Annotated in this window: 29 protein-coding genes and 2 pseudogenes; 14 read left to right on the top strand and 17 right to left on the bottom strand. The window is 64.2% G+C overall.

The genetic code is table 11. The annotated features are described in order from the left end of the window. Positions 1–8: 8 nt before the first annotated feature. On the bottom strand, positions 9–893 hold the full coding sequence (locus AC5I5I_RS24990; RefSeq protein WP_495977701.1) for a fumarylacetoacetate hydrolase family protein: 885 nt from the start codon (positions 891–893) through the stop codon (positions 9–11). Between the two features lie 81 nt (positions 894–974). Continuing rightward, complete coding sequence (locus AC5I5I_RS24985; protein ID WP_495977699.1) at positions 975–1,394, bottom strand: cupin domain-containing protein; 420 nt, start codon at positions 1,392–1,394, stop codon at positions 975–977. Positions 1,395–1,510: 116 nt separating this feature from the next. Here AC5I5I_RS24985 and AC5I5I_RS24980 point away from each other — a divergent pair, with 116 nt between their 5' ends. Beyond that, complete coding sequence (locus tag AC5I5I_RS24980) at positions 1,511–2,203, top strand: FCD domain-containing protein (protein ID WP_495977697.1); 693 nt, start codon at positions 1,511–1,513, stop codon at positions 2,201–2,203. A gap of 141 nt (positions 2,204–2,344) precedes the next feature. After that, positions 2,345–3,094, top strand: a pseudogene (locus AC5I5I_RS24975) (IS5 family transposase). A gap of 52 nt (positions 3,095–3,146) precedes the next feature. On the opposite strand, the gene AC5I5I_RS24970 reads toward AC5I5I_RS24975, so the two are convergent. From AC5I5I_RS24970 to AC5I5I_RS24960, 3 genes are all read right to left on the bottom strand, one after another. After that, entirely contained in the window at positions 3,147–3,284 is a 138-nt protein-coding gene (locus AC5I5I_RS24970) for a hypothetical protein (protein WP_495977695.1), read from the bottom strand. A gap of 2 nt (positions 3,285–3,286) precedes the next feature. Further along, on the bottom strand, positions 3,287–3,448 hold the full coding sequence (locus AC5I5I_RS24965) for a hypothetical protein (RefSeq protein WP_495977693.1): 162 nt from the start codon (positions 3,446–3,448) through the stop codon (positions 3,287–3,289). Between the two features lie 160 nt (positions 3,449–3,608). Further along, positions 3,609–4,511 carry a LysR family transcriptional regulator gene (locus tag AC5I5I_RS24960; protein WP_495977691.1) on the bottom strand — a complete coding sequence of 301 codons (903 nt, stop codon included), beginning with the start codon at positions 4,509–4,511 and terminating at the stop codon, positions 3,609–3,611. 116 nt (positions 4,512–4,627) lie between these two features. On the opposite strand from AC5I5I_RS24960, the gene AC5I5I_RS24955 reads away from it, so the two are divergent. The 6 genes from AC5I5I_RS24955 to AC5I5I_RS24930 are packed head-to-tail and all read left to right on the top strand — an operon-like array spanning position 4,628 to position 9,522. After that, the gene (locus AC5I5I_RS24955; protein WP_495977689.1) at positions 4,628–5,284 is read left to right on the top strand and encodes an RraA family protein; all 657 of its coding nucleotides are present in this window, start codon (positions 4,628–4,630) and stop codon (positions 5,282–5,284) included. Positions 5,285–5,302: 18 nt separating this feature from the next. After that, positions 5,303–6,517, top strand: a complete 1,215-nt coding sequence (locus AC5I5I_RS24950; RefSeq protein WP_495977687.1) for an aminotransferase class I/II-fold pyridoxal phosphate-dependent enzyme — start codon at positions 5,303–5,305, stop codon at positions 6,515–6,517. 40 nt (positions 6,518–6,557) lie between these two features. Next, positions 6,558–7,361 (top strand): ABC transporter substrate-binding protein, encoded by an 804-nt coding sequence (locus AC5I5I_RS24945; protein WP_495977685.1) that lies wholly within the window; start codon positions 6,558–6,560, stop codon positions 7,359–7,361. A gap of 24 nt (positions 7,362–7,385) precedes the next feature. After that, entirely contained in the window at positions 7,386–8,084 is a 699-nt protein-coding gene (locus AC5I5I_RS24940; RefSeq protein WP_495977683.1) for an amino acid ABC transporter permease, read from the top strand. A 2-nt stretch (positions 8,085–8,086) separates the two neighbouring features. Next, positions 8,087–8,797, top strand: a complete 711-nt coding sequence (locus AC5I5I_RS24935; RefSeq protein WP_495977681.1) for an amino acid ABC transporter permease — start codon at positions 8,087–8,089, stop codon at positions 8,795–8,797. Continuing rightward, the gene (locus AC5I5I_RS24930) at positions 8,794–9,522 is read left to right on the top strand and encodes an amino acid ABC transporter ATP-binding protein (protein ID WP_495977679.1); all 729 of its coding nucleotides are present in this window, start codon (positions 8,794–8,796) and stop codon (positions 9,520–9,522) included. The genes AC5I5I_RS24935 and AC5I5I_RS24930 overlap by 4 nt, the downstream gene beginning before the upstream one ends. A 164-nt stretch (positions 9,523–9,686) precedes the next feature. On the opposite strand, the gene AC5I5I_RS24925 is transcribed toward AC5I5I_RS24930, so the two are convergent. The 12 genes and pseudogenes from AC5I5I_RS24925 to AC5I5I_RS24870 form a co-directional block, all read right to left on the bottom strand. Beyond that, positions 9,687–10,100: an acetyl-CoA carboxylase biotin carboxyl carrier protein gene (locus AC5I5I_RS24925; protein ID WP_495977677.1), complete on the bottom strand. Its 414-nt coding sequence runs from the start codon at positions 10,098–10,100 to the stop codon at positions 9,687–9,689. Further along, a pseudogene (locus AC5I5I_RS24920) lies at positions 10,097–11,125 on the bottom strand (5-oxoprolinase subunit C family protein). The gene AC5I5I_RS24925 and the pseudogene AC5I5I_RS24920 overlap by 4 nt, the downstream one beginning before the upstream one ends. Next, complete coding sequence (gene pxpB / locus AC5I5I_RS24915; protein ID WP_495977675.1) at positions 11,122–11,781, bottom strand: 5-oxoprolinase subunit PxpB; 660 nt, start codon at positions 11,779–11,781, stop codon at positions 11,122–11,124. Before pxpB ends, AC5I5I_RS24920 begins: the two are co-directional and overlap by 4 nt. Continuing rightward, positions 11,778–13,124: an acetyl-CoA carboxylase biotin carboxylase subunit gene (gene accC, locus AC5I5I_RS24910; RefSeq protein WP_495977673.1), complete on the bottom strand. Its 1,347-nt coding sequence runs from the start codon at positions 13,122–13,124 to the stop codon at positions 11,778–11,780. Before accC ends, pxpB begins: the two co-directional genes overlap by 4 nt. 27 nt (positions 13,125–13,151) lie before the next feature. After that, positions 13,152–13,592, bottom strand: coding sequence for an acetyl-CoA carboxylase biotin carboxyl carrier protein (locus AC5I5I_RS24905; protein WP_495977671.1), 441 nt, complete (start codon positions 13,590–13,592; stop codon positions 13,152–13,154). Between the two features lie 15 nt (positions 13,593–13,607). Then, complete coding sequence (locus AC5I5I_RS24900; protein ID WP_495977669.1) at positions 13,608–14,378, bottom strand: LamB/YcsF family protein; 771 nt, start codon at positions 14,376–14,378, stop codon at positions 13,608–13,610. A 29-nt stretch (positions 14,379–14,407) separates the two neighbouring features. After that, positions 14,408–15,073, bottom strand: a complete 666-nt coding sequence (locus AC5I5I_RS24895) for an ABC transporter ATP-binding protein (protein WP_495977731.1) — start codon at positions 15,071–15,073, stop codon at positions 14,408–14,410. 31 nt (positions 15,074–15,104) lie between these two features. Further along, the gene (locus tag AC5I5I_RS24890; protein ID WP_495977667.1) at positions 15,105–15,839 is read right to left on the bottom strand and encodes an ABC transporter ATP-binding protein; all 735 of its coding nucleotides are present in this window, start codon (positions 15,837–15,839) and stop codon (positions 15,105–15,107) included. Further along, complete coding sequence (locus AC5I5I_RS24885; protein ID WP_495977665.1) at positions 15,836–16,873, bottom strand: branched-chain amino acid ABC transporter permease; 1,038 nt, start codon at positions 16,871–16,873, stop codon at positions 15,836–15,838. The genes AC5I5I_RS24890 and AC5I5I_RS24885 overlap by 4 nt, the downstream gene beginning before the upstream one ends. Next, on the bottom strand, positions 16,873–17,751 hold the full coding sequence (locus AC5I5I_RS24880; RefSeq protein ID WP_495977663.1) for a branched-chain amino acid ABC transporter permease: 879 nt from the start codon (positions 17,749–17,751) through the stop codon (positions 16,873–16,875). The genes AC5I5I_RS24885 and AC5I5I_RS24880 overlap by 1 nt, the downstream gene beginning before the upstream one ends. A gap of 19 nt (positions 17,752–17,770) precedes the next feature. Beyond that, positions 17,771–19,018 carry an ABC transporter substrate-binding protein gene (locus tag AC5I5I_RS24875; RefSeq protein WP_495977661.1) on the bottom strand — a complete coding sequence of 416 codons (1,248 nt, stop codon included), beginning with the start codon at positions 19,016–19,018 and terminating at the stop codon, positions 17,771–17,773. A 115-nt stretch (positions 19,019–19,133) separates the two neighbouring features. Continuing rightward, positions 19,134–19,457 carry a hypothetical protein gene (locus tag AC5I5I_RS24870; protein WP_495977659.1) on the bottom strand — a complete coding sequence of 108 codons (324 nt, stop codon included), beginning with the start codon at positions 19,455–19,457 and terminating at the stop codon, positions 19,134–19,136. A gap of 357 nt (positions 19,458–19,814) precedes the next feature. Between AC5I5I_RS24870 and AC5I5I_RS24865 the strand changes: the two genes are divergently transcribed. From AC5I5I_RS24865 to AC5I5I_RS24840, 6 genes are read left to right on the top strand one after another with little or no spacing between them, the layout of a single operon-like run. Next, positions 19,815–20,168, top strand: a complete 354-nt coding sequence (locus tag AC5I5I_RS24865; protein WP_495977735.1) for a hypothetical protein — start codon at positions 19,815–19,817, stop codon at positions 20,166–20,168. Continuing rightward, positions 20,143–20,922, top strand: coding sequence for an ABC transporter ATP-binding protein (locus AC5I5I_RS24860; protein WP_495977657.1), 780 nt, complete (start codon positions 20,143–20,145; stop codon positions 20,920–20,922). The genes AC5I5I_RS24865 and AC5I5I_RS24860 overlap by 26 nt, the downstream gene beginning before the upstream one ends. Further along, positions 20,919–21,911 (top strand): ABC transporter substrate-binding protein, encoded by a 993-nt coding sequence (locus AC5I5I_RS24855; protein WP_495977655.1) that lies wholly within the window; start codon positions 20,919–20,921, stop codon positions 21,909–21,911. Before AC5I5I_RS24860 ends, AC5I5I_RS24855 begins: the two co-directional genes overlap by 4 nt. Positions 21,912–21,961: 50 nt before the next feature. Further along, entirely contained in the window at positions 21,962–22,711 is a 750-nt protein-coding gene (locus AC5I5I_RS24850; protein WP_495977653.1) for an ABC transporter permease, read from the top strand. After that, on the top strand, positions 22,704–23,495 hold the full coding sequence (locus AC5I5I_RS24845) for an ABC transporter permease (RefSeq protein WP_495977651.1): 792 nt from the start codon (positions 22,704–22,706) through the stop codon (positions 23,493–23,495). Before AC5I5I_RS24850 ends, AC5I5I_RS24845 begins: the two co-directional genes overlap by 8 nt. Beyond that, on the top strand, positions 23,492–24,310 hold the full coding sequence (locus AC5I5I_RS24840; RefSeq protein WP_495977649.1) for an alpha/beta fold hydrolase: 819 nt from the start codon (positions 23,492–23,494) through the stop codon (positions 24,308–24,310). The genes AC5I5I_RS24845 and AC5I5I_RS24840 overlap by 4 nt, the downstream gene beginning before the upstream one ends. Positions 24,311–24,315: the final 5 nt, after the last annotated feature.

Raw genomic sequence — 24,315 nt, 5'->3', positions numbered from 1 at the left:
CGATCATATTACGCGGCAACGCCAAGACTGACATCATCGACGATGGCGTTCGACAGTATGCCGACCCCCTCGACTTCGACTTCGACGACATCGCCGGGCTTCATCCACAGCGGCGGCTTGCGCGCCAAGCCGACACCGGCAGGCGTGCCGCTGACGATGACGTCGCCGGGGTGCAGCGAAATAGCTTCGCTGATGATAGTAATCAGATCGACGACATCGAAGACCAAATCGTTTGTCGAGGCATTCTGCACGACGTTCCCGTTAAGCCGCGTGGTCAGCTGCAAGCCGGCAGCGCCGGCCGGCAATTCGTCGGCCGTGACGAGCTCGGGTCCGAAGGCCCCTGTGCCGTCGAAGTTCTTGCCGACCGTCCATTGAGGACTCTTGGTCTGGTAGTCGCGTACCGACGCATCGTTGAACAGCGAATAGCCGGCGACATGGTCGAGTGCCTGGGCCCGGGAAATACGGCGACCGCCGGTGCCGATGATGACCGCAAGCTCCCCCTCGAAATCGAGCTGATCCGAAAGCTGAGGACGCACGATCGGCTCGCGATGGGCGACGAGGCTCGACGAGAAGCGAGCAAACAGCGTCGGATAGTTCGGCTGCACGAAACCGCTCTCGATCGTGTGATCCCTGTAGTTCAAGCCCACGCAGATGATCTTGCCGGGGTGAGCGATCAGCGGCGCCCAGGTCACCTTCTCCGGGTCCAGCAGGGCCTCTCTCGGAGCGGCGGCCACCGCCGCCTTGATTCCGGCGAGCGCTTCCGATCCGCCCTGCAGGATACTTTGGATGTCCTTGGGCGCGCCGGGCTCGGCAAGCGACAAATCGACGAGACCAACCGCCGTTCGCACGGCGACAAACGATTTCCCATCCCGGGTCAATGTTGAAAGGCGCATTTTGTTTTCCTCGAAGCAGATATGTGGGACGCGTCGGCCTGCACGATCATGCAAACCACGGTATCCGTAGGTAAGCCGGCCCTATCTGGCCGTCGAAATGAACGGCGCGCTCTGCTCGGCATCGGGGGTGGGGCCCCAATCCGATTGGTTCAGCGCCAGGAACAGGTAATCTGCGCGCGCGGGCGCGAAAATATCGATGTTGAAGACGACTTCGTCACCGACCGGCCAGCCCGTATGTGGAACGTCGGGGGGGATGTATACGGCGCTTCCTGGGCCGGCCACGATCTCCTTGTCGCCGATCTGCAGCTTGAGCGTTCCCGAGATGATCAGCGCCAACTGATCGAACGGATGGTGATGCAAGGCCTGCCTGGGAAAACCCGGCTGGAACCAGTTGAACGTCACCAGCGAATCGTTCGTCCGCAGAGCGGTCCGCTCGAACAGGCCCTCCATCAGGCCCTGCTTCGGCATGTCCCCGAACATAAATGCCCGCGCTTCAATCATGAATGACGCCTTTGCTCTCTGCCCACTGATGCGATAAAAATATGAGGTGGTCAATAAAAAAAGATTTTTTTCGCTTCTTTGGAATGATAGGATGCCGAGATCGCAGGAGCGAGGAATTGAGCGTTTTATTGGATAGCCGGCAGACACAAGCATCCGGCAGCCTTACCGAGGCAACTGTCATTCGACTGCGTCGGGACATCGTCGAAGGCATTCTGGCCCCAGGCGCCAAATTGCGGATCGGCACTCTAGCCGAGCAGTTGGGCGTCAATCCGGGAGCAGTCCGCGAAGCGCTGTCGCGCCTCACCGCCGAAAGCCTAGTCACCGCAAAAGCGCAATACGGCTTCCGGGTCTCGGAGGTTTCGGCCGATGAACTGAGAGATATCACCTGGACGCGCATCCAGATCGAGTCGATTGCTCTTCGCGAATCGATGACGCACGGCTCGATTGCATGGGAAGGTCGGATTTTCGCGGCGTTGCACGAGCTTTCCCGGACGCCGACCTATGATGACATGGGAGCGCCGTCGCAAGCGTGGGCCACAGCCCACGGCGCTTATCATTCCGCGCTCGTCGCAGGATGCTTGAGCCCTTGGCTCTTGCGAATCCGAGAGCTACTCTTCGATCAGTCAGAACGTTATCGTCGCCTCTGCCATACTTTGGTCCACGGCACCCGCGATATCGCATCCGAACATCAGGCGCTCGCGCAGGCCGTCGTGGCGCGCGACCTAGAAACAGCCAGCCGGATCCTGAACGAACATTTCAGTTCGACGACGGAAACGATTCTCGATTGGCTATCGACAAAATCCCGTTAGTTGCACGCGTTGTTGATTCTAAAAATATCTATTGTTAACCCGAATTTAATATGAAATTTCCGTCTGGTTTGAATTTAATTCAGGGTCAGGACCCATTGATGTGAGAGGCGCGATCTGATTCAGGTTCTTTGAGGACTGAGGATGAACGACCTTTACTGGCTGACGGATGAGCAGATGGCGCGTCTGCAGCGGCATTTCCCCAAGAGCCACGGCAAGCCGCGCGTTGATGATCGGTGGGTGTTGAGCGGGATCATTTTCGTCAATCGCAATGGGTTGCGCTGGTGGGACGCGCCCAGGGAATATGGTCCAGCCAAAACGCTCTACAACCGGTGGAAGCGGTGGGCCAGATGGGTGTTTTCGTCCGTATGATGGAAGGGCTGGCTGCCGCGGGCGCCGATCCGAAGACGATCATGATCGACGCAACCTACCTGAAGGCGCACCGCACGGCATCGAGCCTAAGGGTAAAAAGGGGGTCTTGGGCGGCTGATCGGCCGCACGAAAAGCGGCATGAACACGAAGCTTCACGCCGTCACCGATGCAAACGGCCGCCCGCTCAGCTTCTTCATGACCGCTGGCCAGAGCAGCGATTATACCGGCGCTGCAGCTTTGCTGGATGATCTGCCCAAAGCACAATGGCTACTCGCGGACCGTGGTTATGATGCCGACTGGTTCAGGGATGCCTTTCAGGGAAAGGGCATCAAAACATGCATTCCGGGAAGAAAATCTCGCACTGAGCCCATCAAATACGCCAAGCGCCGATACAAAAGCCCCAACCGCATCAAGATCATGTTCAGCCGCCTCAAGGACTGGCGCCGCGTCGCCACCCGATACGACAGATGCCCAACGGTCTTCTTCTCCGCCATCGCACTCGCAGCCATCGTCATCTTCTAGCTCTGATCAACGAGTCCTGACCCTATAGGAGCCGCCCCTGAAATGACACGCTTCAGGACCGGCCCCTCGTTTGCCTTGGGGAGCGCCACCACCCCTGCAGCGCGGCGTCGACGACCGTCTCCAGAAATTTTACGGTGACGTCGCGTCCCAACAGCGCGCGCTCTTTCACCAGCGCCCTGAGGATCATCATGGCTAATTCGCGTGCCGGGGCCTCGGGGCGAGTTCGCCCTCATCTCTTGCATTGGCGATAACATCGGTAATGGAGTCGATGATGCGGCCGAAGGGGACGTCGCGCAGGGGGCGGATCTCGCCGTCATGCTCGCTGCGGCCCGCCAGCACGCCCACCGGCGCCATGGCTACCGGGCTGTTGATCTCCGGCAGCCGCTGTCCGAGCTCATGCAGGAGCCGGGTGCGCAGATCACCCTCCGCGAAATCGACGACGAGCGTCGAACCGGCGAGCGCGTCGAGAAAGGAGGTCGGTCAAGCGCGGCTACGTGCAGATGGCTCTGCACACTTAGGCCCAGCTGATCGCATGCGTGAAATCGCAAGTGGCCCGGGTGATGCCAAGGACGAGATCCACGAGCGCCTCGGGGCAGTCGTTGCGGAACATCGCGACATAGGTCACCGGTGGCAAAGACGGATCGGTCTCGACGATCCGTAGACGGCCCTGATTGATGAGGCCCTCGAAGCAGCGCAGCGGCAGATAGCTCACGCCGATCGCCGCGATGGTCATCCCGACCAGGGCGACGAGACTGTTGCTGCTGATCAGATGCGGAATCAGGGTGCCGGACTGCCGAAGCCATTTGTCGAAGATCAGGCCCGAGCCCGAGCGGCTCCCTTGGGTCAGGATGCTGTACCGCGCCAGTTCGGCCAACGGGATCATGTGACGTTCGCGAAACAGCGTCGGACTGCACATCCAGCCGTTCTGGACGACCGCCAGCGGCACGCTGCGGATGTCTTGATGCCAGAACGCATCCGGCACGACGATGAAGTCGACCGTGCCGTTCCGAAGCCTTTCGAACAGATCGACGCTCTGCTCGACCTCCGGTTCGAGACGCACCTCTGGAAGCGCGTCCTTGATCGCCGTGACGAGGTCTGGCAGCCAAGTCAGGGCGGTGAGCTCCGTCACCCCGAAGCGGAGCTGGCGTATCTGCACCCTAGCGCCCGTCGCCACGTCGACGAGTTTGTCGCGCAGCTCGAGCATCTCCTCGCCAGCCGCGAGTATCGCCTGCCCTTTGACCGTCAGGCGTGCTCCTCGCTGGCTTCTGTCGAACACGGCGGTGTCGAGTACGGTTTCCAGCTCTTGGATACGTTTCGAGATCGCCGACTGCGTCGTGTGCAGCCGCTCTGCCGCCTTCTCGAAGCTCCCGAGAAGAACGATCCAGCGCAGAGCTTCAAGCTGCTTCAACGTGATCACTGACGGGCTCCGATCATCGCTAAAAGCGATCATTCTCTGAGAGTTTTAGTCGCTTTTTTCTGAGATTGAAACATGGGAACGGTGGCGAAGGAGGCTGAATAATGAGCAGTACAGTCATGGCCGCCGGCGCCTTGCCGGCCGTGCTGGAGGCTTCGGACGCCGAAGCCCTCCGCGAACTCGCGACGCCGCTGATCAGCGACCACCTCGACCGGCTCACCGGCGTCACGGGGCTCATGCGGTACAACGGGTCGGGCAAGCTCGTCGGCACGGCGCTGACGGTGAAGACGCGTCCGGGCGACAATCTGGGCATGTACCAGGCGATGACCGTGATGCGACCGGGCCATGTGCTCGTTGTCGACGGCGGCGGCGACCTCAACAACGCCCTCTGCGGCGACCTGATGCGGGCGTATGCGGTCTCCCGCGGTTGCGCAGGTTTCGTCGTCGACGGCGCCATCCGTGACGTGGCGACCTTCGCGTCGGGCGACTTCCCCTGCTACGCGCGCGGCGTCGTCCATCGCGGCCCCTACAAATCGGGGCCCGCGCGTGTCGGTGTGCCGGTTTCGATCGGTGGGCAGGTGGTCAATCCCGGCGACGTGGTCGTGGGCGACGAAGACGGGCTCGTCGCTTTTCCGCGCGATCGGCTCGACGCCGTCATCGACGCAGCCCGGGCCAAGGCTCGTGCCGAACAGGCGATCATGGACGAGATCGCGAACGGCGCCGAACGGCAGGCCTGGCTGCACGGCGTCCTCGAAGGTCTCGGCATCAAGGTCTGAGCAGGGAGCAGCAACGTCATGACCACCACCGGGATCGCCATCGCCAGCCGGCCGTCGCGCATTAAGCCGTCGCCCAGCATGGCCGCCAGGGCGCTCGTCATCAAACTCAGGGGCGAGGGCCGCACGATCGTCGATTTCACCATCGGCGAGCCGGATTTCGACACGCCGCGCCACATCACCGAGGCGGCGATGCGCGCGGCGATGGCGGGAGAGACGCGCTACACCGCGTCGAACGGAACCCCGGAATTGCGTGCGGCGATTGCCGAGAAGTTCGCCCGGGAGAACGGCCTCGTCGTCGATGCGGACAGCATTGCCGTCGGTTGCGGCGCCAAGCAGCTCATCTTCGCAGCCTATGCGGCCACGCTCGACGAGGGCGACGAAGTGATCGTCCCGGCACCCTATTGGGTGTCGTATCCCGACATGGCGATCGTGAACGGCGGCAAGCCGGTGTTCGTGGCCTGCGGCGAGGATGTCGGGTTCAAGCTGACGCCGGACCGGCTGGCTTCAGCCATCACGGCGCGCACCCGATGGCTCGTGCTCAACTCGCCTAACAACCCCGCGGGCGCGGTCTATACGGCAGACGAGATCCTTGCGCTTGCCGCGGTTCTGGAGCGGCACCCGCAGGTGCTGGTTATGACCGACGAGATCTACGAGCACTTCGTCTATGACGGCAGGCTGGCCGCCTCTTTCGCTCAGGTCGCTTCCTCGCTGGCCGACCGGACGCTGACGATCAACGGCGTCTCGAAAGCCTACGCCATGACCGGGTGGCGGATCGGCTATGCCACCGGCCCGCAGGTCCTGATCAGGACGATCACCAGCCTGCTCTCGCAGAGCACGACCTGCCCATCCTCGGTCAGCCAGGCGGCGGCGGTCGCCGCGTTGACGGGCAACCAGGCCTTCGTGCGCCGCGCCAGTGACAGCTACCAACAGCGCCGCGACCGGGTCGTCGAGCTGCTCGCGGCGGTGCCGGGAATCACCTGCGCGCGGCCCGACGGGGCATTCTACGTCTATCCCAATGTCAGCGGGCTCATCGGCAAGCGCACGCTCAAGGGCGACATGCTCGGCAGCGACCTCGACGTGACCATGTTCTTCCTGCGCGAGGGCGGCGTCGCCGTCGTCGACGGCGGCGCCTACGGACTCAGCCCGTATGTCCGGATCTCTTTCGCGACCTCGCTCGAAGCCATCGAAGCCGGTTGCACCCAGCTTCGCGAGGCCTGCGCGACGTTGAGCTGACCAAAACCTGCCGACCCATGAATCCATTGAGGAGAAACCCATGAAAGCGCTTGTCCTAGGAGCATCGATGCTTGCCGTCGTCGCGGCTACCGCAGCCCATGCCGACCAGCTTGATGACATCAAGAAACGCGGTACGCTGATCTGCGCAACACTCGGCACGGCCGAGCCTTTCAGCTTCCAGGATTCGGCGAGTCGCCAGACGGTCGGCTACGACGTCGATTTCTGCCAGGCCATCGCCGAGGCGATCGGCGTGAAGCTCGAACTCAAGCTGCTGGCCGTGGAGGCCCGCATTCCCGAGCTGTCGCAGGGGCGCGTCGACGTCGTCGCGGCCAATCTGGGCTACACGCCCGAGCGGGCCGAGCAGATCGACTACAGCGATTTCTACTATGTCAGCCAGCAGAAGGTCATGGTCCGCGAGGGCGATGGCGAGACCGTCGCCGGCGACCTGGCAGGCAAGCGCATCAGCGCCATCAAGGCCTCGACCTCCGAGATCGCGGTGAAGCAGGGCATCCCGACCGCGCAGACCGTCACCTTTCAGGATGCGCCGTCGTCCTTCCTTGCCCTGCAGCAGCGCAAGGTCGCAGGCTTCGTCGCCTCCGAGATCCTGCTTGTGAAGTTTCGCGACCAGGCCGGCTCGGGCTTCAAGATCCTCGAGCCCTCGCTGATGCGCGAGCCCTGGGGCGTCGGCGTGCGCAAGGGCGAGAAGCCACTGCTCGAGGCCGTGAACAAGACGCTGGCCGGAATGGAGACCTCCGGCAAGGCCGATGCGATCTTCGCCAAATGGCTCGGACCGAACACGCTCTATAAGCTGACCCGGGGATTCAAGATCGAACCCCGGACCTGACCTGTCGCGAGAGGGAGATCGGGAATGGGCTATGCGCTGGACTTCTCGAAGATCCTCGCCGCCGACGGCGGCGCCTGGATCTGGCATGGCATCCTGACCTCCCTCGGCCTGACCCTGTGGTCCGGCCTGATCGCGTTCGGACTGGGGATCGCATTGGCCGTGGCGCGCGCTGCCGGGGGGCGCGTGCTCGGCAGCGTCATCGCGGCCTATGTCGAGTTCCAGCGCAACGTGCCGATGCTGGTGCACATCCTGTTTTGGTATTTCGGCGTCGCTGCCCTTCTGCCAAACGGCATCTCAGACTGGATCAACGACCGCGGTAGCGAGTTCGCCTTCGCCGGCATCGCCATGGGCCTGTGCATGGCCGCCTACATCTCAGAAGATCTGCGCAGCGGGCTGCGCTCGGTTTCCAAGGGGCAGTACGAGGCCGCCACGGCGATGGGCTTCGGCTACGGAGCGTCGATGCGCCTGATCATCCTGCCGCAGGCCTTCCGCGTCTCCTTGCCCGGCCTGACGAACCAGACGCTCCTCCTGTTCAAGAACACCAGCCTCGCCATGGCGATCGGCGTCGCCGAACTGACCTATCGGACCCGCGAGATCGAAAGCGCGACCTTCCGCACCTTCGAGGCCTTCGCCGTCGCGACGGTGCTCTATCTCGCCGTGTCCTTCACCATCATGGCGGCAGGATCCCTGCTGGATCGTCGCCTCAGCATCGCGAGGCGCTGACGATGTGGGAGATCCTGCGCGCGAACTGGGAGCTGCTCCTTATCGGGCAGTTCCCCCACGGACCGCTCGGCGGTCTGGCGATGACGCTGATCCTGGCCGTATCCGCGATCGCGGCGGCCTTCGTGTTGGGGACGTTGATTGCACTCGCACGCACCAGCGGGTCTGCGGCCTTGAGCAGGCCGGCGGCGGTGCTGGTCTATCTCGTGCGCGGGCTGCCCCCGGTCATGGCTGTCTTCTGGGCCTATTTCGCACTGCCGGCCCTCATCGGCAGGCCCATCCCGGGCTTCTGGACCCTGCTGACCGCGCTGATCCTGTATGAGAGCGCATATCTCTCGGAGATCATCCGCGCCGGCATCCAGTCGTTGCCGAAGGGTCAATTCGAAGCCTCGCGCGCACTGGGCATGAGCTCCGCCCAATCGACCCGAGATATCGTGCTTCCCCAAGTCTATTACACGATGCTGCCGAGCATGGTCAGCCAGTTCGTGTCGACGATCAAGGAAACCTCGCTCGGCTACATCATCGCCGTCCAGGAGCTGACATTCGCCGCCAACCAGATCAATAACCGCATGCTGACCAAGCCGTTCGAGGTCTTCCTGATCCTGGCGGCGATCTACTTCGCCGTCTGTTTCACCCTGACCTCGGTCGCGCGCCTCATCGAGCACCGGACCTCCAGGCTGCGCAACGCACCCGCCTTGCAAGGGAATGCCGCATGATCACGTTCGAGAACATCGACAAATGGTATGACGGCTATCATGCGCTCGTCGGCGTCACCGCCGAGGTCAACGCCGGATCCGTGGTCGTCGTCTGCGGGCCTTCGGGCTCCGGCAAGTCGACGCTGATCCGCACGATCAACCGGCTCGAGCCGATCGACAAGGGCCGGGTCGTCATCGACGGCATCGACGTCCACGCCCTGCGGGGCAAGGATGTGAACCGCATGCGCAGCCGGATCGGCTTCGTGTTCCAGCAGTTCAACCTGTTCCCGCATCTCAGCGTTCTCGACAACGTCGCCATCGCGCCGAGCCGCGTGCTGGGCGTGTCGCGCGAGGAGGCTCGCAAGCGGGCCCGGCAACTTTTGACGCGGGTCGGGCTCGCGGAGCGGATCGACCGCTATCCCCATCATCTCTCGGGCGGCCAGCAGCAGCGCGTCGCCATCGCCCGGGCGCTTGCGATGCAGCCCCCGGTGATGCTGTTCGACGAGCCGACGAGCGCGCTCGACCCCGAGATGGTCGGCGAAGTGCTGCAGGTCATGAAGGACCTGGCCCGCGACGGCATGACCATGGTTTGCGTCACCCACGAGATGGGCTTCGCCCGCGAGGTCGCCAGCGAGGTCTGGTTCATGGACCATGGCCGGATCGTCGAGACGGGCACCCCTTCGGGCTTCTTCGCATCCCCGCAGACGGAACGCGCACGCAAATTCCTGGCCGAAATCCGGCATTGATCGACGAACAGGACGCAAGCTCACCCGGGCTCGTCTTCGAAGCCGTAGAGCCGCGCGGGGTTGCCGACTGCGATACCGGCGACGGCATCGTCTTAGCCGATGCAAGCCGTCAGAAAATCGATGAGGTCCGACGGGACGGGTTTTTCCGCCTCGGTCGCGTGGGGCTAGTCCGAAGATGAACCGGGGTCGGCGGTCAGGCCGATCAGCCTGCTTCCGTAGCCCACAAGGTCGCCATCGCGCGCTGCGATATCGCTGACCTTTCCACCGACCGCCGCGAGAACGGGAAGCACCAGATCGCCGGCTTCCAGATATGCCACGATGTCGCCGGCCGAGACATCGGCACCCCGCTCCAGCTCGGGCTGAGCGCGAGCCGGATGGGCCGGTCGAAAGCGGGCCGGCACCGGTGCGGTGAGCCATGAAATGTCTGCCGGGGCGAGTGAGATGGGAGTTAGGCCGCTCTGCGCCGGAGTCGTTTCCACCACGAGACGATGACGCATGCCGTCTCTGGAGATCTCGATTTCGTCGATGCCACGCTCCGCCATCCGACAGGCAAGTTCGGCAAGGTCGCTTAGATTCATGCCGATCTCCCGGTCGCGGAGCGCAGGGAAAGCCGCCGGGCCAGCGCGACCGCGCGCGTGATCCGCGCCAGATAGAGGTCGTGCTCGCGCAGGGCATCGAGCGCGGCGTCCCAACGCGTCTCGACGAAGCGCAGGCGGCCGCCCGGGCGAAGCTGCCCGAGGCGCCAGAGATCGGCTCCGATGACGACGCCGATCTTCGGATAGCCGCCGCATGTATTGGCCTCCACGGCCTGGATGATCGGCTGGCCGGAGGGCGGCACCTGGACCACACCGGGCAGGATGCCATGCGACAAAAGCTCGTGCCGTTCTGCTGCGATCAGATCGACGCCTGCCAGCCGCAGGCCCATGCGGTTGCTGTCGGGCCGCATCGTCTAGGGCGTCGACCACAAGGCTTCGCGCGAGGCCTCGGTGAAGAACCGGTACTCCGCCGCCGGCAGCACGCGCACGGTGACGTCGCTCTCGCAATCCGGTGCTGCCGGATCCGCCAGCACGCGTTGCGGAGGCAGCACGCCAAAACCGCCCTCCAATCCCTCGAGCGACCCTCCCGGACCAAGCGGCAACACGTCTCCAGCCGCGACGGCGCGCCCCTCGATGCCGCCGAAGCTGCTCTTCACATCGGTGCTTCGCGCGCCGAGCACCGGCTCGGACGCGATGCCGCCGGCAAGTGCGACGTAGGCGCGCAGGCAGCCCCGCGGCGCGCGCAGGACGAGTTCGGAGCCGGCCTCCGCCCGCATCGTCCACCAGGGCGGCACTGCCCTGCCATCGAGGCGCGCCTCGCCATCGGCCCCAGTTAAGGCGAAGGACGTGGCGGCCCGGAAGCGCAGGCGCAGTGGCGAGAGGGTCGCCTCCAGCGCCGCCGCCTGGGGTGCGTTGCCGAGCATCGCATTGCCAACACGCAGCGCGAGCGCGTCCATCGCGCCGGCGCTCGCGACGCCCAAGGCGCGCCGGCCTGGCCGACCGAGGTCCTGGACCGTGACCAGGGGCGTAGATGCCAGGACCTCGATCGAAGCCGGGACGTCGGTCATGGCTCGAAGCTCTCGACGATGAAGCGCAGACGGTCGCCCGGCGCCAGCAGCACGGGCGGCGAGGCGGAGGGATCGAAGAGCGTCAGGCTGGTGCGGCCGAGGATATGCCAGCCCGACGGGGTCGTAACGGGCAGGATGCCGGCCTGGACTCCTCCCACCATCACCGCACCGGCTCCCACCCTTACCCGCGGCACGTCGCGGCGCGGTTTGCCCAGAACAGGGTCTAGGCCCGAGAGATAGGGAAAACCTGGCACGGCACCGATGGCCAGCACCCGGTACTCCGCTGCGCTATGGCGCGCCACATAATCGTCCGGTGAGAGACCGGCATGAGCGGCCAGATCGGCGAGATCCTCGCCAAAAGCGCCGCCATAGGCCACCGGCACTTCGATGAGCCGGCCGGTCGGACCTTCGCCCTCCGCATCCGACCAGGCGCTTCGCAGCGCGTCCTCAAGATCGGCAACGTCTTCGGCGAAGGGATCGAACAAGACCAGCAGGTTGTTGACCCCGGTCACGACCTCGACGACCGACGGCCAGGCGGCGACGCGCCCGGCTAGGGTCCAAACGCGATGCTGGACCGCCATGTCGAGCGTCCGCCCGCTTTCCAGCAGGAAAGCGGCCTCGCCCATCCGGCTGATGTAGAGCGGCGGTTCGATCATGCGCGATCCACCTTCCTGCGTCGTTCGAGGAAGTGGATCGAGGCGCCGCCTGCGGCAAAGTCCGGATCGGCGAGCAGGTTACGGTGCAGCGGAATGTTGGTCTTGATCCCCTCCACGACCAGCTCGGCGAGCGCGCCTTGCATCCGGGCGATCGCCTCGGTTCGGGTCGCGCCGTGCGCGATGACCTTGGCGATCATCGAATCGTAGTGCGTCGGGACGACATAGCCGGAGGTCACGTGACTATCGACCCGGATCCCGGGACCACCCGGCGCGTGCCAAAAGCCGATGCGCCCGGCTGAGGGCATGAACGTCACCGGATCCTCGGCGTTGATGCGGCATTCGATGGCATGCCCGTCGCGGCGGACATCGTCCTGGCCCAGCGGCAGGGGCTCGCCCAGGGCGACACGCAGCTGCAGCTCGACGAGGTCGAGCCCGGTGACCATCTCGGACACCGTGTGCTCGACCTGAAGGCGCGTATTCATCTCGATGAAGAAGAGCTCGCCGTCCTCGTGGAGGAACTCGAACGTGCCGACGCCGCGATAGCCCATCGCCTTGCAGGCCGCGACACAGCGCCGGCCCACCCGCACGATCAGCGCACGCGGCACGCTAGGCGCCGGGGCTTCCTCGAGGATTTTCTGATGGCGGCGCTGCATCGAGCAGTCGCGCTCGCCGAGCCAGAGGCAATCGCCATGCGCGTCGGCGACGATCTGGATCTCGATATGGCGCGGCTTCTCGAGGAAGCGTTCCAGGTAGACCGTCGGGTTGCCGAAGGCCCTGCCTGCCTCCTCGCGCGTCATCGCGATCGCGCCGATGAGCTCGCTCTCGTCGCGAACGATGCGCATGCCGCGCCCGCCGCCGCCGCCGGCTGCCTTGACGATGACCGGAAAGCCGACGCGGCGGGCGATGGCGAGGCTCGTCTCGTCGGCCTCCAACCCTCCCTCATAGCCCGGCACGCAGGGCACGCCGGCTGCGATCATGGCGCGCTTGGCCGAAATCTTGTCGCCCATCGTCCGGATGGCCGAAGCCGGCGGACCGAGGAAGACCGGTCCCTCCTCCTCGATCATCTGCGCGAAATCGGCGTTCTCCGAGAGAAAGCCGTAGCCGGGATGAATGGCCTGGGCGCCTGCCGCGCGCGCCGCGAGGAGCAACGCGTCCTTGTCGAGATAGCTGCCTGCGGATGGCGCCGGGCCGATGCAGACGCTCGCATCCGCGAGACGCACATAAGGCGCGTCCCGGTCGGCCTCGGAGAAGGCCTGGACACAGCGCAGGCCGAGCCGCCGGCAGCCCCGCTGGATGCGCAGGGCGATCTCGCCACGGTTGGCGATCAGGACAGTGTCGAACATGGCGGCCCGTACATGCTGTCGGTCACGTCACGCGATCTCGAACAAGGGCTGGCCCTCGTCGACGGCGGCCCCATCGGCGGCGAGGATGCGCCGCACGCGGCCCGAGGTTTCCGCCGGAATCTTGCAGAGCGTCTTCATCGCCTCGATGAGGCCGAGCGTCTGCCCGGACTCGACGGCATCGCCCTCCGCGACAAAGGGGGCTTCGCCCGGCGCCGCAGCGCGGTAAAACGTGCCGACCATCGGGGAAACCACGATGCCGCCGGCTACGTCAGCGGCTGCAGTGACTGCCGGCGAGGCTTCGACGATGGAGAGCCGGTGCGAGCCGGCATCGGCCCCTGGCGCAGCGGCAGCGATGGCTGCGCCGCGCTTCACCAGCCTGATGCGTCCGTCGCCACCTTCGATTTCGAGCTCGACCAGGGGTGACGTCGCCATCAGGTCGATCAGCTTTGCGACCCGCTTCAGATCCATGGCTGGAGTTTCCTGTCAGACGGAGGTCGGCACGAAAGACTGAACGACGACGCCAGCGGCCTCGAGACGCTGCCGGACGCCGCGCGCGAGCGCAACCGCATGGGGAGAATCGCCATGGACGCAGATCGTATCGATGGGGCTGGGATGACGCGTGCCGTCGATGGTGATCACGGCCCGGGCCTCGACCATGGCAAGGACATGGGCCGCCGCCTGCTGCGCGTCCTCGATCATGGCACCGGGCCTGCCACGCGGCACGAGCTGGCGATCCTCGCCGAAGGCACGGTCGGCGAAGATTTCGTGGATCACATCGAGGCCTTGCGCCCGACCGGCACCAACAAGTTCGCTCAAGGCGATCGCCGTCAGCCGCAGCGACGGATCGACCGCCTTGATGGCGCGCGCCACCGCAGCCGCGATCTCCGGCTCGGCCGCGGCGATGTTGCCGAGTGCGCCATGGGCCTTCACATAGGTGATGCGATGGCCGGCATAGACCGCGAGCGCCTGTGCCGCGCCGATCTGGTAGGCGACGATCCGCTCGATCTCGCTCGCCGAATACGGCATGCGACGACGCCCGAAGCCCCACAGGTCCGGGAACCCGGGATGCGCGCCGACGGCGACGCCGTTCTCTCGCGCGATCCGGAAGACGTCGGCCATGATCTCGGGGTCGCCCGCGTGGAACCCGCAGGCGACATTGGCCGAGGTGACGATGGACAGCATTTGCGCGTCGTCACCGATGGAATAGGCACCGTAGCCTTCGCCCAGATCCGAATTGAGATCGATTGTCCGCATGGATCGGTGTCCAGGAATGCCGCTTTGCATCAGATGCCGAGATAGGCCCGGCGCACATCCGGATTGTCGCGGATGTCGGCGGCCTGGCCGGACAGCATGATCCTGCCGGTCTGCAGGATGTAGGCCCGGTCGGCAATCTCGAGGCTCTCGACGATACGCTGCTCGACAAGCAGGATCGTCACGCCCGTCTTGCGGATGGTCTGGACCGCTTCGAAGATCTCGTCGACGAGCTTGGGCATGATGCCCTGCGACGGCTCGTCGAGCATCAGCAGTTTGGGCCGGGTCATCAAAGCGCGCCCGATCGCCAGCATCTGCTGCTCGCCGCCCGACAATGTCTCGGCGCGCTGGGGCAGGCGCTCCTTGAGCCTGGGAAACAGGGTAAATATCTGCTCGAGCGGCTGGTCGCGGTCGGGCTTGCCCCGGTGGAGATAGCTGCCCAGGCGTAGATTGTCCTCGACCGAGAGCCTCGGAAAAAGCCGACGATTCTCGGGAACATAGGCGACGCCGCGCGCGGTGATCTGATGCGCCGGCAAACTGTCCAGCCGCTCACCATTGAAGGTGACCGAGCCCGAACGCAGTCGTTCCATGCCAGCGATCGCCTTCAGCAAGGTCGATTTACCGGCGCCGTTGGCGCCGGCGACGACGACGATCTCGTTCTCGGCGACCTCAAGCGAGACGCCGGCTATGGCAATCATGCCGTCATAGGCGACATCGAGAGAGGCGACTTCAAGCAGCACGGTGACGCTCCCCGAGATAGGCGCCGATCACCTCGTCATTGCGGACAATCTCCGCCGGCGTTCCCTCGGCGAGTTTCTTACCGAGATGCAGCACGACGGTGCGGTCGACCAGCGGCATGACGATCTCCATGACGTGCTCGACCATGACGACGGTGACGCCGTCGCGCCGGACCTGGCGGACGAGCTCGACGCCCTGGCGCGCCTCCTGCGGCGTGAGGCCGGTGAGAACCTCGTCGAGCAGCAGAAGCTTCGGCCTGGTCGCCAGCGCGCGGGCCACCTCAAGCCGCCGCTTTTCGGGCGGCGTCAGCAGCCGTGCCTCGATTGTCGCACGATGGGCAAGCCCGACATAGTCGAGCACCTCAAGCGCTGCCCGGCGCGCTGCACTTGCGCTTCGGTTGCGGACGAACGAGCCGACGATCACGTTCTCGACCACGTTCATCGAGTCGAAAGAGCGCGGCACTTGGAACGTTCGGGCGATGCCGAGTTCGCAGCGTTCCGGAGCCGACAGCGCGGTGATGTCCCGCCCTTCAAAAAGAACAGTGCCGGATGTCGGCCTGCGCATGCCGGCCACGGCACTGAACAACGTCGATTTTCCGGCGCCGTTCGGACCAATCAGGCCGAGGATCTCGCCACGCTTCACCTGGATCGAGACGTCGGAATTCGCCAGCAAGCCGCCGAAGCGCTGCGTCACATGCTCGGTTCTCAGAATGACGTCATCGCTCACAGCCGGGCCTCCTGCGTCCCGGCAGGCCGTCCGCGGCCGAACTGGCTGACGAAACTGACAAGCCCCTCCGGCCGCGCCAGGGCCACGACGACGATGAGGCCGCCATAAATCATGAGGTCGATCCCTGAACCCGAACCGCCCAGATAGCTGCGGGTCATCTCGGTGAGCGGGATCAGAATCGCGGCACCGAGCAGAGGCCCCCACAATGTGCCAAGACCGCCTAGAACGGCCGGCAGGGCGAAGAGCAGGGAAAAGCGGAAGCTCATGACACTTTCAGGGTCGATGTAGGAGACGAAAGCTGCATAGAATCCGCCGCCGACCGCGGTGAAGAACGCCGACAGCGCGGCTGCGGCCATCTTGGATTTGAACACGCGCACGCCGAGGCTCTCGGCCGCCTCGGGATTGTCCTTCACGGCCCGCCACCAATAGCCCCAGCGCGAATCCTCAATCAGGAAGGTCGCGAACCAAGTCACGATGACGAGGCCGAGCGCGAAATAGAGATAGGGAAACTTGTTGCGGGCGAATTGCAGCGTCCACCATGAATCGGGCCCGAACGGCCACTGGATTCCCATCGCCGCGCCGAGGTAATCCGAGTTGTGGATGATCAGCAGTCCGCCCTCGGCCACCACGATCGTCGCAATCGCGAAATAGTGCCCCTTGAGCCGGAAGAAGACGTAACCAAGGCCGAGCGCGATCAGCGCGGACAGGAGACCGCCGAAGAGCATGCCGCCCCAGGGCACCAGGCCGAATTTGGAAAAAATCACGGTCGTCGCATAGGCGCCGATACCGAAATAGAGCGCATGACCAAGCGAGATCTGGCCGCAATAGCCGGCAAGGATATTCCAGCTCTGTGACACAGCCGCGTAAAGCAATGTCAAGATGATGACGTTTTGCAGGTAGACGTCGCGGATGCCCAGCGGCAGCAGGGCGATGACGGCGAAGACGGCGGTTGCGAAGACGAGCTGCCGCTGGCGACTGGTCGAGAACCGGTCTACGGCCGCAACCACCGCTTCGGAAGATGGGGTCGAGGTCATCACAGTTTCCCGAAGAGGCCACTCGGCCTGACGAACACGACGGCAAGATACAGTGCGTAGATGCCGGCCGATTTCATCGATGGGGGCAGCACGAATGTCGTCGCCGATTCGACCAGCCCCACGATCACGCCCGCAGCGAGTGCGCCGAAGACGCTGCCGAAGCCGCCGAGCGCGACGGTGACATAGGCGATCAGGCCGAAGGTCGCCCCGACCTGGGGATGGATGTAGTAGAAGGTGGCAAGCACGACACCGGCGATACCGACCAACGCTGCTCCCAGACCCCAGCCGAACATGAAGACGCGATTCCGGTCGATACCGACCAGCGCCACGGCGCCCTGATCTTCGCGGGTCGCTTCCAGCGCCTTGCCGAAGTCCGTCCGCGACATCAGCAGATAGAGACCACCGAACACGATGATCGACACCGCGCCGCCGAAGATCTGCGGCCAAGGCAGAAATATGCCGCCGATCTCCAGCGTCTTGCCGCCCAGCCACGAGTTGCCGATGTTGCGATAGTCAGGCGTGAAGAAGTACTGCGCCGCGCCCTGCAGGAATGTCGCCAGCCCGAATGTGGCGAAGATCTGGACCATCCCCGTATTCGCCGTCGCCCGGAGCGCATGCCTGACGATGAACACATACGACGCTGCACCGACGACGAACAGAAGCCCGGCCACGAGAGGCGTGAGCAGGATCGGGTCGACCATCGACGTCACGACCAGGAAGAACGTCGCGTACATTGCGATCATCAGGAACTCGCCATGAGCGAAGTTCACCACGTCCATCAGCCCGAAGATCAGCGAGAGACCGACGGCGATCAGTCCATAGATGAGGCCGATCAGAAGCCCGCTGGCGAGCACCTGAAGGATTGCCTGCGATGTCATCGATCTGGTCCTCAGGCGTTCAAGACGACATCGGCCAGATCGGCTCGGCGATAGCGACCTCCGTCGGGAAGATCGTGACGAACTTGTCGCCGACCCATTGCAGGAGCACTACGTCGGCAAATGCGTTCTGCCCGTCTTCCCCGAACTTGACGCGCGACCAGGGCATGATCGTCTGGTCGCCGGGGATATCAGTTGCGGTGAGCGCTGACCTGATCTTCTCCCCATCGGTCGACTTGGCGCGGTCGATGGCGTCTGCGAGGACGAGCAGCGACATGAACTGGCGCGCAGTGTTGTCGTTGAGGTCCTTGCCCGAGCGGGCGCGGTAGCGTTGGTTCACAGGCGTGATAGCGGGCCGCTTCGGCGCGAGATCGAGCGACGCGCTGGCGCGGGTGACCACACCGCGCAGCTTGTCACCGACTGCATCGTAGAGCGCCTTTTCGGAGAAACCCGCCGCTTGCGCCAAGATGTTCCTCGGGCGATAGCCGAGATCGGCCATGGTCTTGATCAGCAGGATCGCATCGGTTGTATAGGACGACGGCATCAGAACATCGGCGTTGGCACTCTTGAGCTGCTGGACCTCGGCCGTCAGCGAGGGCGAGCTCGCCTTGTACTTGATGTCGACGGCGATCTTGTACCCACGCTCCGCCGCAAGCTTGCGCTGGACGTTGGCGGAGTCCGTGCCGAAGATGGTGTCTTCGGCGAAAATCGCGATCGTCTCGATGCGATGGCCGCGACGCTTCTGTGCGTCCATTAGGTCGAACATGCCCAGCGTAAAGCCCTCGTCATGAGGGGAGGCGCGGAAGAAATATTTGAGATTGCGCCGGTGCAGGCTCGGCGAAGAGGATTCGGCGCACATGAATGGCACGCCATACCGCTCGCAGGCGACACTGACTGTTGCAGACACCGCCGACTGATAGCAACCGATGACGGCCACGACCTTGTCCTGCGTGATCAGGCGCTCGGCTTCTGCCCGCCCCTTCTGCGGATCGTTCTGATGGTCGGCGAAGACCAGGCGAAGTTTGGCGCCGCCAAGCCCGGCCAAACCATTTCCGCGCGCCGTTGACAGCCTGAGGTCGTTGATGTTGTTGATAAGGTCGAGCGCGGTCTCGTAGACATGCTTGGTGTCGAGACCGATCTGCGCATTGTTGCCGGACATCGGGTAGATCGCCCCGATGACCACCTCGGTTGCGCCTTGGGCCACCGCCTGGCGTATCGCGGCCAGCGGCAGGAGCGCAGCGGCTCCCGCGATAAGTTCGCGGCGGTTCATGACTATCCCCTTTTTGTCTGGACGCCGTTATCGACGTCTCTTGCCCCTCGTGACCCATGTGGCAACGACCGGCATCAAAAGGATTAAATCGTCCGCTTGACTTTAAGATAGGGAGTTATTCTCCGCGCGCGCCATTCCCAAAAGCGATTTGGCATCGGTCACGGACCTTCCAGAACTTGTCGATGCCTATGCTGATGCGATGGCCGTCGATGAGCTGCTCGACGCGATGAAACAGCACCATCATCAGCGGCATCCGCACGATGAGGTGGTCGAGCACGTCGGTCATGTCAAAACCGATGAAGCTGGCGTCGAGCGCGATCGCGTCTTCCTCGGCATCCAGAACCCAGCCGAACGGTGCGCCATTGCACCAGCGTTCGAGCCTGGCGCCGATGCCCTCGCGATCCTGCTGCCCGAGAAAGGCACACAGCGCCGACAGCAACGAAGGCCGCAAGACCCTGCGACTGCGCGATCCCGGCTATGACGCCACCGGGCTGTTCGCGCGCTGGCTGGAGATTTTGGAAGAGGGGGGCTGCCGGCTGCGCTTGCGGCCGCGCTCGCGCTCGACACCTGGCTTTGGCTCGAGCCGTCCGAACGCACGGGCGAGCTTGGGGTGACGACCCCGAGCATTCGGTCCTTGAACCGCGTCGCCAGAGCATTGCGGGCGGCCTTGTATCTCGTTCTGGAAACGGACGCAGATGCGCGCGGATATCGGAAAGATCGACGAAGCGGTCGATGGCTCGCGCCCAATGATCAGCCGGAACGTGACGCTCCAGGCTGAACTCGTAGAACAGCGCTCTTGCGCCACCCGCTGTTTGCCATCATCGCGGCGCCCTCCGCCCAAGAAAGAACTGAATCAGGACTTCATACCCGCGGCAATGACGACTTTTTCAACGGCATCGGCGCAGATTGGGGCTATTCTCTGGATGGGCCAGTGTCAGATCCGTTCGATGTCTACAAGCCCAAGGCTGCGTGGCAGGTTGCGCCATACGGGAGGATTGAGGCTCGTCGGCTTATCTCGGCCCACCTCTTGCCGGATCGACGTCGTTTCTCGCCGATAAACGTCTTGACAGCTAAGCGGCGTCTGTCTTCAATACGATACGGTTTAGTAAAATTGGTGCGCTCTTATGTTGATACCCGCCATCTCGTTTGATCGTGTCGCGCTTCGGATTGCCGGCTCTACGATCTATGAGGACCTGAGTTTCCAGGTCGAAGCGGGAGAGTTCCTTTGCCTCCTCGGGCCGTCTGGCTGCGGCAAGTCCACCGCACTGCGGCTGATGGGCGATCTGATGCCGCATTCGGGCGGGGACATCCGGATCAAAGGTGCGCCGCCGGCTCGTGCCTGGGATCAGATCGCCTACGTCTTCCAGTCGCCGCGGTTACTCCCGTGGAAGAGCGCGCTCGAGAACGCCGCATTCGGGCTTGAACTGCGTATACCGGCGATGCCCGCTGCCGAGCGTGAACAACGCGCGCTGCTGCAGATGCAGCGCGTCGGTCTTGGACAGGACGGGTATAAGCTGCCCGTTGCGCTGTCCGGCGGCGAAAAGCAGCGTGTCGCCATTGCGCGGGCCCTCGCCCTCGATCCTGATATCATTCTGATGGACGAACCGTTCTCCGCGCTCGATCCCAATACCCGCACGCGCCTGCGACGGCAGGTCGTCGAGCTTTGGCAGGGCTCCGGCAAGACGGTCGTCTTCGTGACCCACGACATCGACGAGGCGCTGATGCTGGCAGATCGCATCATCGTGCTGCGACCCAAGCCCGCACGCGTGGAACGAACGCTCATGATAACCGCGTCACGCCCGCGCGACGTCGAGAGCGACGCATCGCTGCGCGAAATGCGTGCCGAACTGGCCGCACTGTTCAAAGAGATGGGCGAATCCGAGCACGAGGAGATCACGGCATGAAGCAGGATTTCACAAGGCGCGCGGCGCTGGGCATGGGGTTGACCCTGCCGCTGGCCACGGCCGCGCGGGCCCAGGCCACGACACTCAAGTTCGGCTATCTCGCAGACCCGTCGCACGAGGCCGCGCTCTGGGCCTTGCGCAATGGCAAGGTGACGTCACCGTCCTTGCGGATAGAGAGCACCCCGCTCGATATTGCGGCGCTCATCCAGGCGACTGCCGCACGCAGCTACGACGTGATCGAGACCGCCGCCATAGCGGTACCCCGCGCTCGCGAGCGCGGGCTCGATCTGCGCATCATCGGCACTGGTCTGCGTTACCACATGTCTGGCGAGGGCTCCGATATCTGGGTCAAGCGCGACAGCCCGATCCGCTCCGCCGCCGATCTCAAAGGCAAGAAGCTTGCGATCTACGCGATCGGCTCGGCCGGGACGACGCTCATCCGCATTGCGCTCGCCGATGTGCACGGCTTAAACGTCGCACAGCGTGGCGGCGACATCGAACTTGTCGAAATGCCGGCACCCGCCATGCCGGCTGCGCTGGCGGCAGGCCGAGTCGATGCGGCGACACTGATCCATGCCCAGGCATTCCAGGCGCAGAAGACCGGCGAGTTCATCTCGATTGCGCGCACGGCCGGCGACATGACGCAGCGCTTCGGCGTCCGCATGGTCTCCGCCGTTCTCGCGGGATATGGCGACAAGCTCGACGCGCAGCCGGCGCTTTACGAGGAGTTTCTGCGCGTACTGCGCGCCTCAGTGGACTACGCCCTTGCCAACCAGGACGAGGTCTTCGCCGCTGTCGGCAAGGATACGCAGACCGATCCGGCCTTCTTCAAGGCCTGGTTCACGCGCTTCTCGGAGTTTCCGGTGACGCTGCTGCCCGACGACGTGAAAGCGATCGACATCCTCTGGAAGCGCTCCGTCGAGATGGGGATTCTGACCAAGCTGCCGCCGCTGAACGAGGCCGTGTGGCAGAAGGTCAATCGCGGCTAATGCTCGTGTCGTCAGCACCAAGGGGTAGAGCTCCCAGCCTCTGGCGCTTGTTGCGGCGCGACATCGTGTTGCACGGTTTCACCCTCGTCTTCGTGGCGGCGTGGTGGGGCTATGCGCAACTGGTGCCGGCCTATCTGCTTCCGGGCCCCTGGCACGTGCTGCAGCGCATGGCGCAGTTCCTGACCGACCCCACCCTGACCGTGCAACTCCTGGCTTCGCTTTGCCATGTCGCCGCCGCGCTCGTCCTGTCGTTCCTGATCGGCGGCGTGCTCGCAGTCGTCGCCTATGCGGTGCCGATGCTGCGCCTGTTGATCGATGCGAGGGTAACCCCGTTCCTCAATGCCTTTTCGGGGATAGGCTGGCTCTTCCTCGCGATCCTCTGGTTCGGGATCAACAGCTTGACGGTCGTCTTCGCGGTCACGCTTATCCTGACGCCGTTCACGACCATCAACATCAGGACCGGTCTGAACGAACTCGATCGCGAGCTTGTCGAGCTCGGTCGTAGCCTAACGCGCAGTCGGCTGCACCAAATCCGGACGCTGATCGTTCCGATGCTCGTACCTTACGTCTTCGCCGCATTGCGGACCGGTTTCGGCGTCGCCTGGAAGGTCGTGCTCACGGCCGAGCTCTTTGGCGGGAACGTAGGCGTCGGCTACCTGCTCAACACGGCGCGGCAGGAATTCGACACCGAGACGATCTTCGCCGTGATCGTCTTCATCATCTTGTTCGTGGCGCTGACGGAAACCGTGCTGCTCCGGCCGCTGCAGCGCCGGCTCGACAGGCGTTATCGCCATGATTGAGCCGCCAACAGCCCGTGCAGGCGCCGCCAATTTGATCTCGCACGGCTTTGCCGAGGGCGCGATCCTGCTCTTTGTTCTGCTGTGGTGGTCGACAGCGCGGGGATTGCCCGCCTTCGTGCTGCCCGGGCCGTGGGACGTGCTGCAGACCTTCGCCACGCTCCTCATCGAGCCCTCGCTGTTCGTTCATGTCGGCGTCAGCTTCGCCCGGATCATGGCAGCGCTCGTGCTCACCATGGCGCTGGCGATCGGCCTCGGGCTGGCGGCGCGGGGCTCCGAGCTCTTCGCGCTGGTTCTGGAGGCGCGCATCCTGCTCGTGCTGAACTCGTTTCCCGGCATCGGCTGGGCGATCCTCGGCGTGACGTGGTTCGGCGTCTCGAACGGCACCGTCGTCTTCATCCAAGTCGCGATCGTGCTGCCCTTCTGCCTTATCGCCGTGCTTGAGGGGTTCCGGCAGATCGACCGCGAACTGGAGGAGATGGGCCGCAGCTTCACACGGCGTCGCTGGCTCAGTTTCACGAAGGTCACGCTGCCGCTGCTCGCGCCCTTCCTGATCGCCGGTCTGCGCGTTGCGACGGGGATCGCCTGGAAGATCGCGCTCGTGGCCGAACTCTTCGGAGCCCAGACCGGGCTCGGCTACCTGCTCGTTCAGGCGCAGTCCAACGCCAACGCCGCGATGCTCTTCGCCATATGCCTCGTCATCGTCGTTATCGTCTTCGCGCTGGACCGGCTGCTGCTGCGTCCGCTGGCGCAGGCCTATTCGCGCAATCAGGGAGGAACCTCATGACAGCCTTGACGACAACCCGCATCGGGCCGGCGCCATTCATCGCCGTAGATCACGCCGGTGAGGGCGACCTCGTCGTCCTCATGCACGGTATCGGCGGCAACAAGCGCAACTGGCACGACAACCTGCCGGCCTTCGCCGGGCGTTTTCATGCAGTTGCCTGGGACGCACGCGGCTATGGGGAAAGCGACGACTACGAGGGCGACTTGGTCTTCCGCGATTTCTCCCATGATCTGGCTCGCGTGCTCGACCATTTCGGCGCCGCCAAGGCCCATATCGTCGGCCTGTCCATGGGCGGGCGGATCGCCATGGATTTCGTGGAGACCTATCCCGAGCGCGTCCTGACGCTCTCGCTCTGCGACACGCATCGCGGCTTTTCGCATTTCAGCGAGGCAAAGAAGGCCGAGTTCATCCGCCTGAGGAAGGAGCCGCTGGTGAACGGCGGCGAGCCCAAGGACATCGCCGGTCCCGTGGCGAAGACGCTGGTCAGCGCCAATGCGAGCCAGGAGGCGCTGGACAAACTGATCGACAGCATGAGCCGCCTTCACAAGGAGAGTTACATCAAGAGCATCGAAGCCTCGGTGCGCACCGGCACCCATGACAGGCTCGGCGAGATCGCGGTGCCGACGCATGTCGTCTGCGGAGGCGAGGATCAACTCACGACGCCCGAGATGGCGCGCGAGATTGCGGCTCTGATCCCCGGAGCCGAGCTAACGATCATTCCCGGCGCCGGTCATCTCGTGAACATCGAGAAGCCGCGCGAGTTCGATGCGGCCGTGATCTCCTTCATCGCCAGGAACAGCGTCGCCGCCGCATGACAGCC

This window comes from Pseudorhodoplanes sp. (assembly GCF_059499825.1).
The sequence above is the reverse complement of the archived record's forward strand: the minus strand, read 5'-3'. Positions and strand labels throughout refer to the sequence as shown.

Bases quoted from the DNA above. Each gene is read 5' to 3' on its own strand.
- AC5I5I_RS24990 (WP_495977701.1), bottom strand. From the start codon at position 893: ATGCGCCTTTCAACATTGACCCGGGATGGGAAATCGTTTGTCGCCGTG.
- AC5I5I_RS24985 (WP_495977699.1), bottom strand. From the start codon at position 1,394: ATGATTGAAGCGCGGGCATTTATGTTCGGGGACATGCCGAAGCAGGGC.
- AC5I5I_RS24970 (WP_495977695.1), bottom strand. From the start codon at position 3,284: ATGATGATCCTCAGGGCGCTGGTGAAAGAGCGCGCGCTGTTGGGACGC.
- AC5I5I_RS24965 (WP_495977693.1), bottom strand. From the start codon at position 3,448: ATGGCGCCGGTGGGCGTGCTGGCGGGCCGCAGCGAGCATGACGGCGAG.
- AC5I5I_RS24955 (WP_495977689.1), top strand. From the start codon at position 4,628: ATGGCCGCCGGCGCCTTGCCGGCCGTGCTGGAGGCTTCGGACGCCGAA.
- AC5I5I_RS24950 (WP_495977687.1), top strand. From the start codon at position 5,303: ATGACCACCACCGGGATCGCCATCGCCAGCCGGCCGTCGCGCATTAAG.
- AC5I5I_RS24945 (WP_495977685.1), top strand. From the start codon at position 6,558: ATGAAAGCGCTTGTCCTAGGAGCATCGATGCTTGCCGTCGTCGCGGCT.
- AC5I5I_RS24940 (WP_495977683.1), top strand. From the start codon at position 7,386: ATGGGCTATGCGCTGGACTTCTCGAAGATCCTCGCCGCCGACGGCGGC.
- AC5I5I_RS24935 (WP_495977681.1), top strand. From the start codon at position 8,087: ATGTGGGAGATCCTGCGCGCGAACTGGGAGCTGCTCCTTATCGGGCAG.
- AC5I5I_RS24930 (WP_495977679.1), top strand. From the start codon at position 8,794: ATGATCACGTTCGAGAACATCGACAAATGGTATGACGGCTATCATGCG.
- AC5I5I_RS24925 (WP_495977677.1), bottom strand. From the start codon at position 10,100: ATGAATCTAAGCGACCTTGCCGAACTTGCCTGTCGGATGGCGGAGCGT.
- pxpB (WP_495977675.1), bottom strand. From the start codon at position 11,781: ATGATCGAACCGCCGCTCTACATCAGCCGGATGGGCGAGGCCGCTTTC.
- accC (WP_495977673.1), bottom strand. From the start codon at position 13,124: ATGTTCGACACTGTCCTGATCGCCAACCGTGGCGAGATCGCCCTGCGC.
- AC5I5I_RS24905 (WP_495977671.1), bottom strand. From the start codon at position 13,592: ATGGATCTGAAGCGGGTCGCAAAGCTGATCGACCTGATGGCGACGTCA.
- AC5I5I_RS24900 (WP_495977669.1), bottom strand. From the start codon at position 14,378: ATGCGGACAATCGATCTCAATTCGGATCTGGGCGAAGGCTACGGTGCC.
- AC5I5I_RS24895 (WP_495977731.1), bottom strand. From the start codon at position 15,073: ATGATTGCCATAGCCGGCGTCTCGCTTGAGGTCGCCGAGAACGAGATC.
- AC5I5I_RS24885 (WP_495977665.1), bottom strand. From the start codon at position 16,873: ATGACCTCGACCCCATCTTCCGAAGCGGTGGTTGCGGCCGTAGACCGG.
- AC5I5I_RS24880 (WP_495977663.1), bottom strand. From the start codon at position 17,751: ATGACATCGCAGGCAATCCTTCAGGTGCTCGCCAGCGGGCTTCTGATC.
- AC5I5I_RS24875 (WP_495977661.1), bottom strand. From the start codon at position 19,018: ATGAACCGCCGCGAACTTATCGCGGGAGCCGCTGCGCTCCTGCCGCTG.
- AC5I5I_RS24860 (WP_495977657.1), top strand. From the start codon at position 20,143: ATGTTGATACCCGCCATCTCGTTTGATCGTGTCGCGCTTCGGATTGCC.
- AC5I5I_RS24855 (WP_495977655.1), top strand. From the start codon at position 20,919: ATGAAGCAGGATTTCACAAGGCGCGCGGCGCTGGGCATGGGGTTGACC.
- AC5I5I_RS24845 (WP_495977651.1), top strand. From the start codon at position 22,704: ATGATTGAGCCGCCAACAGCCCGTGCAGGCGCCGCCAATTTGATCTCG.
- AC5I5I_RS24840 (WP_495977649.1), top strand. From the start codon at position 23,492: ATGACAGCCTTGACGACAACCCGCATCGGGCCGGCGCCATTCATCGCC.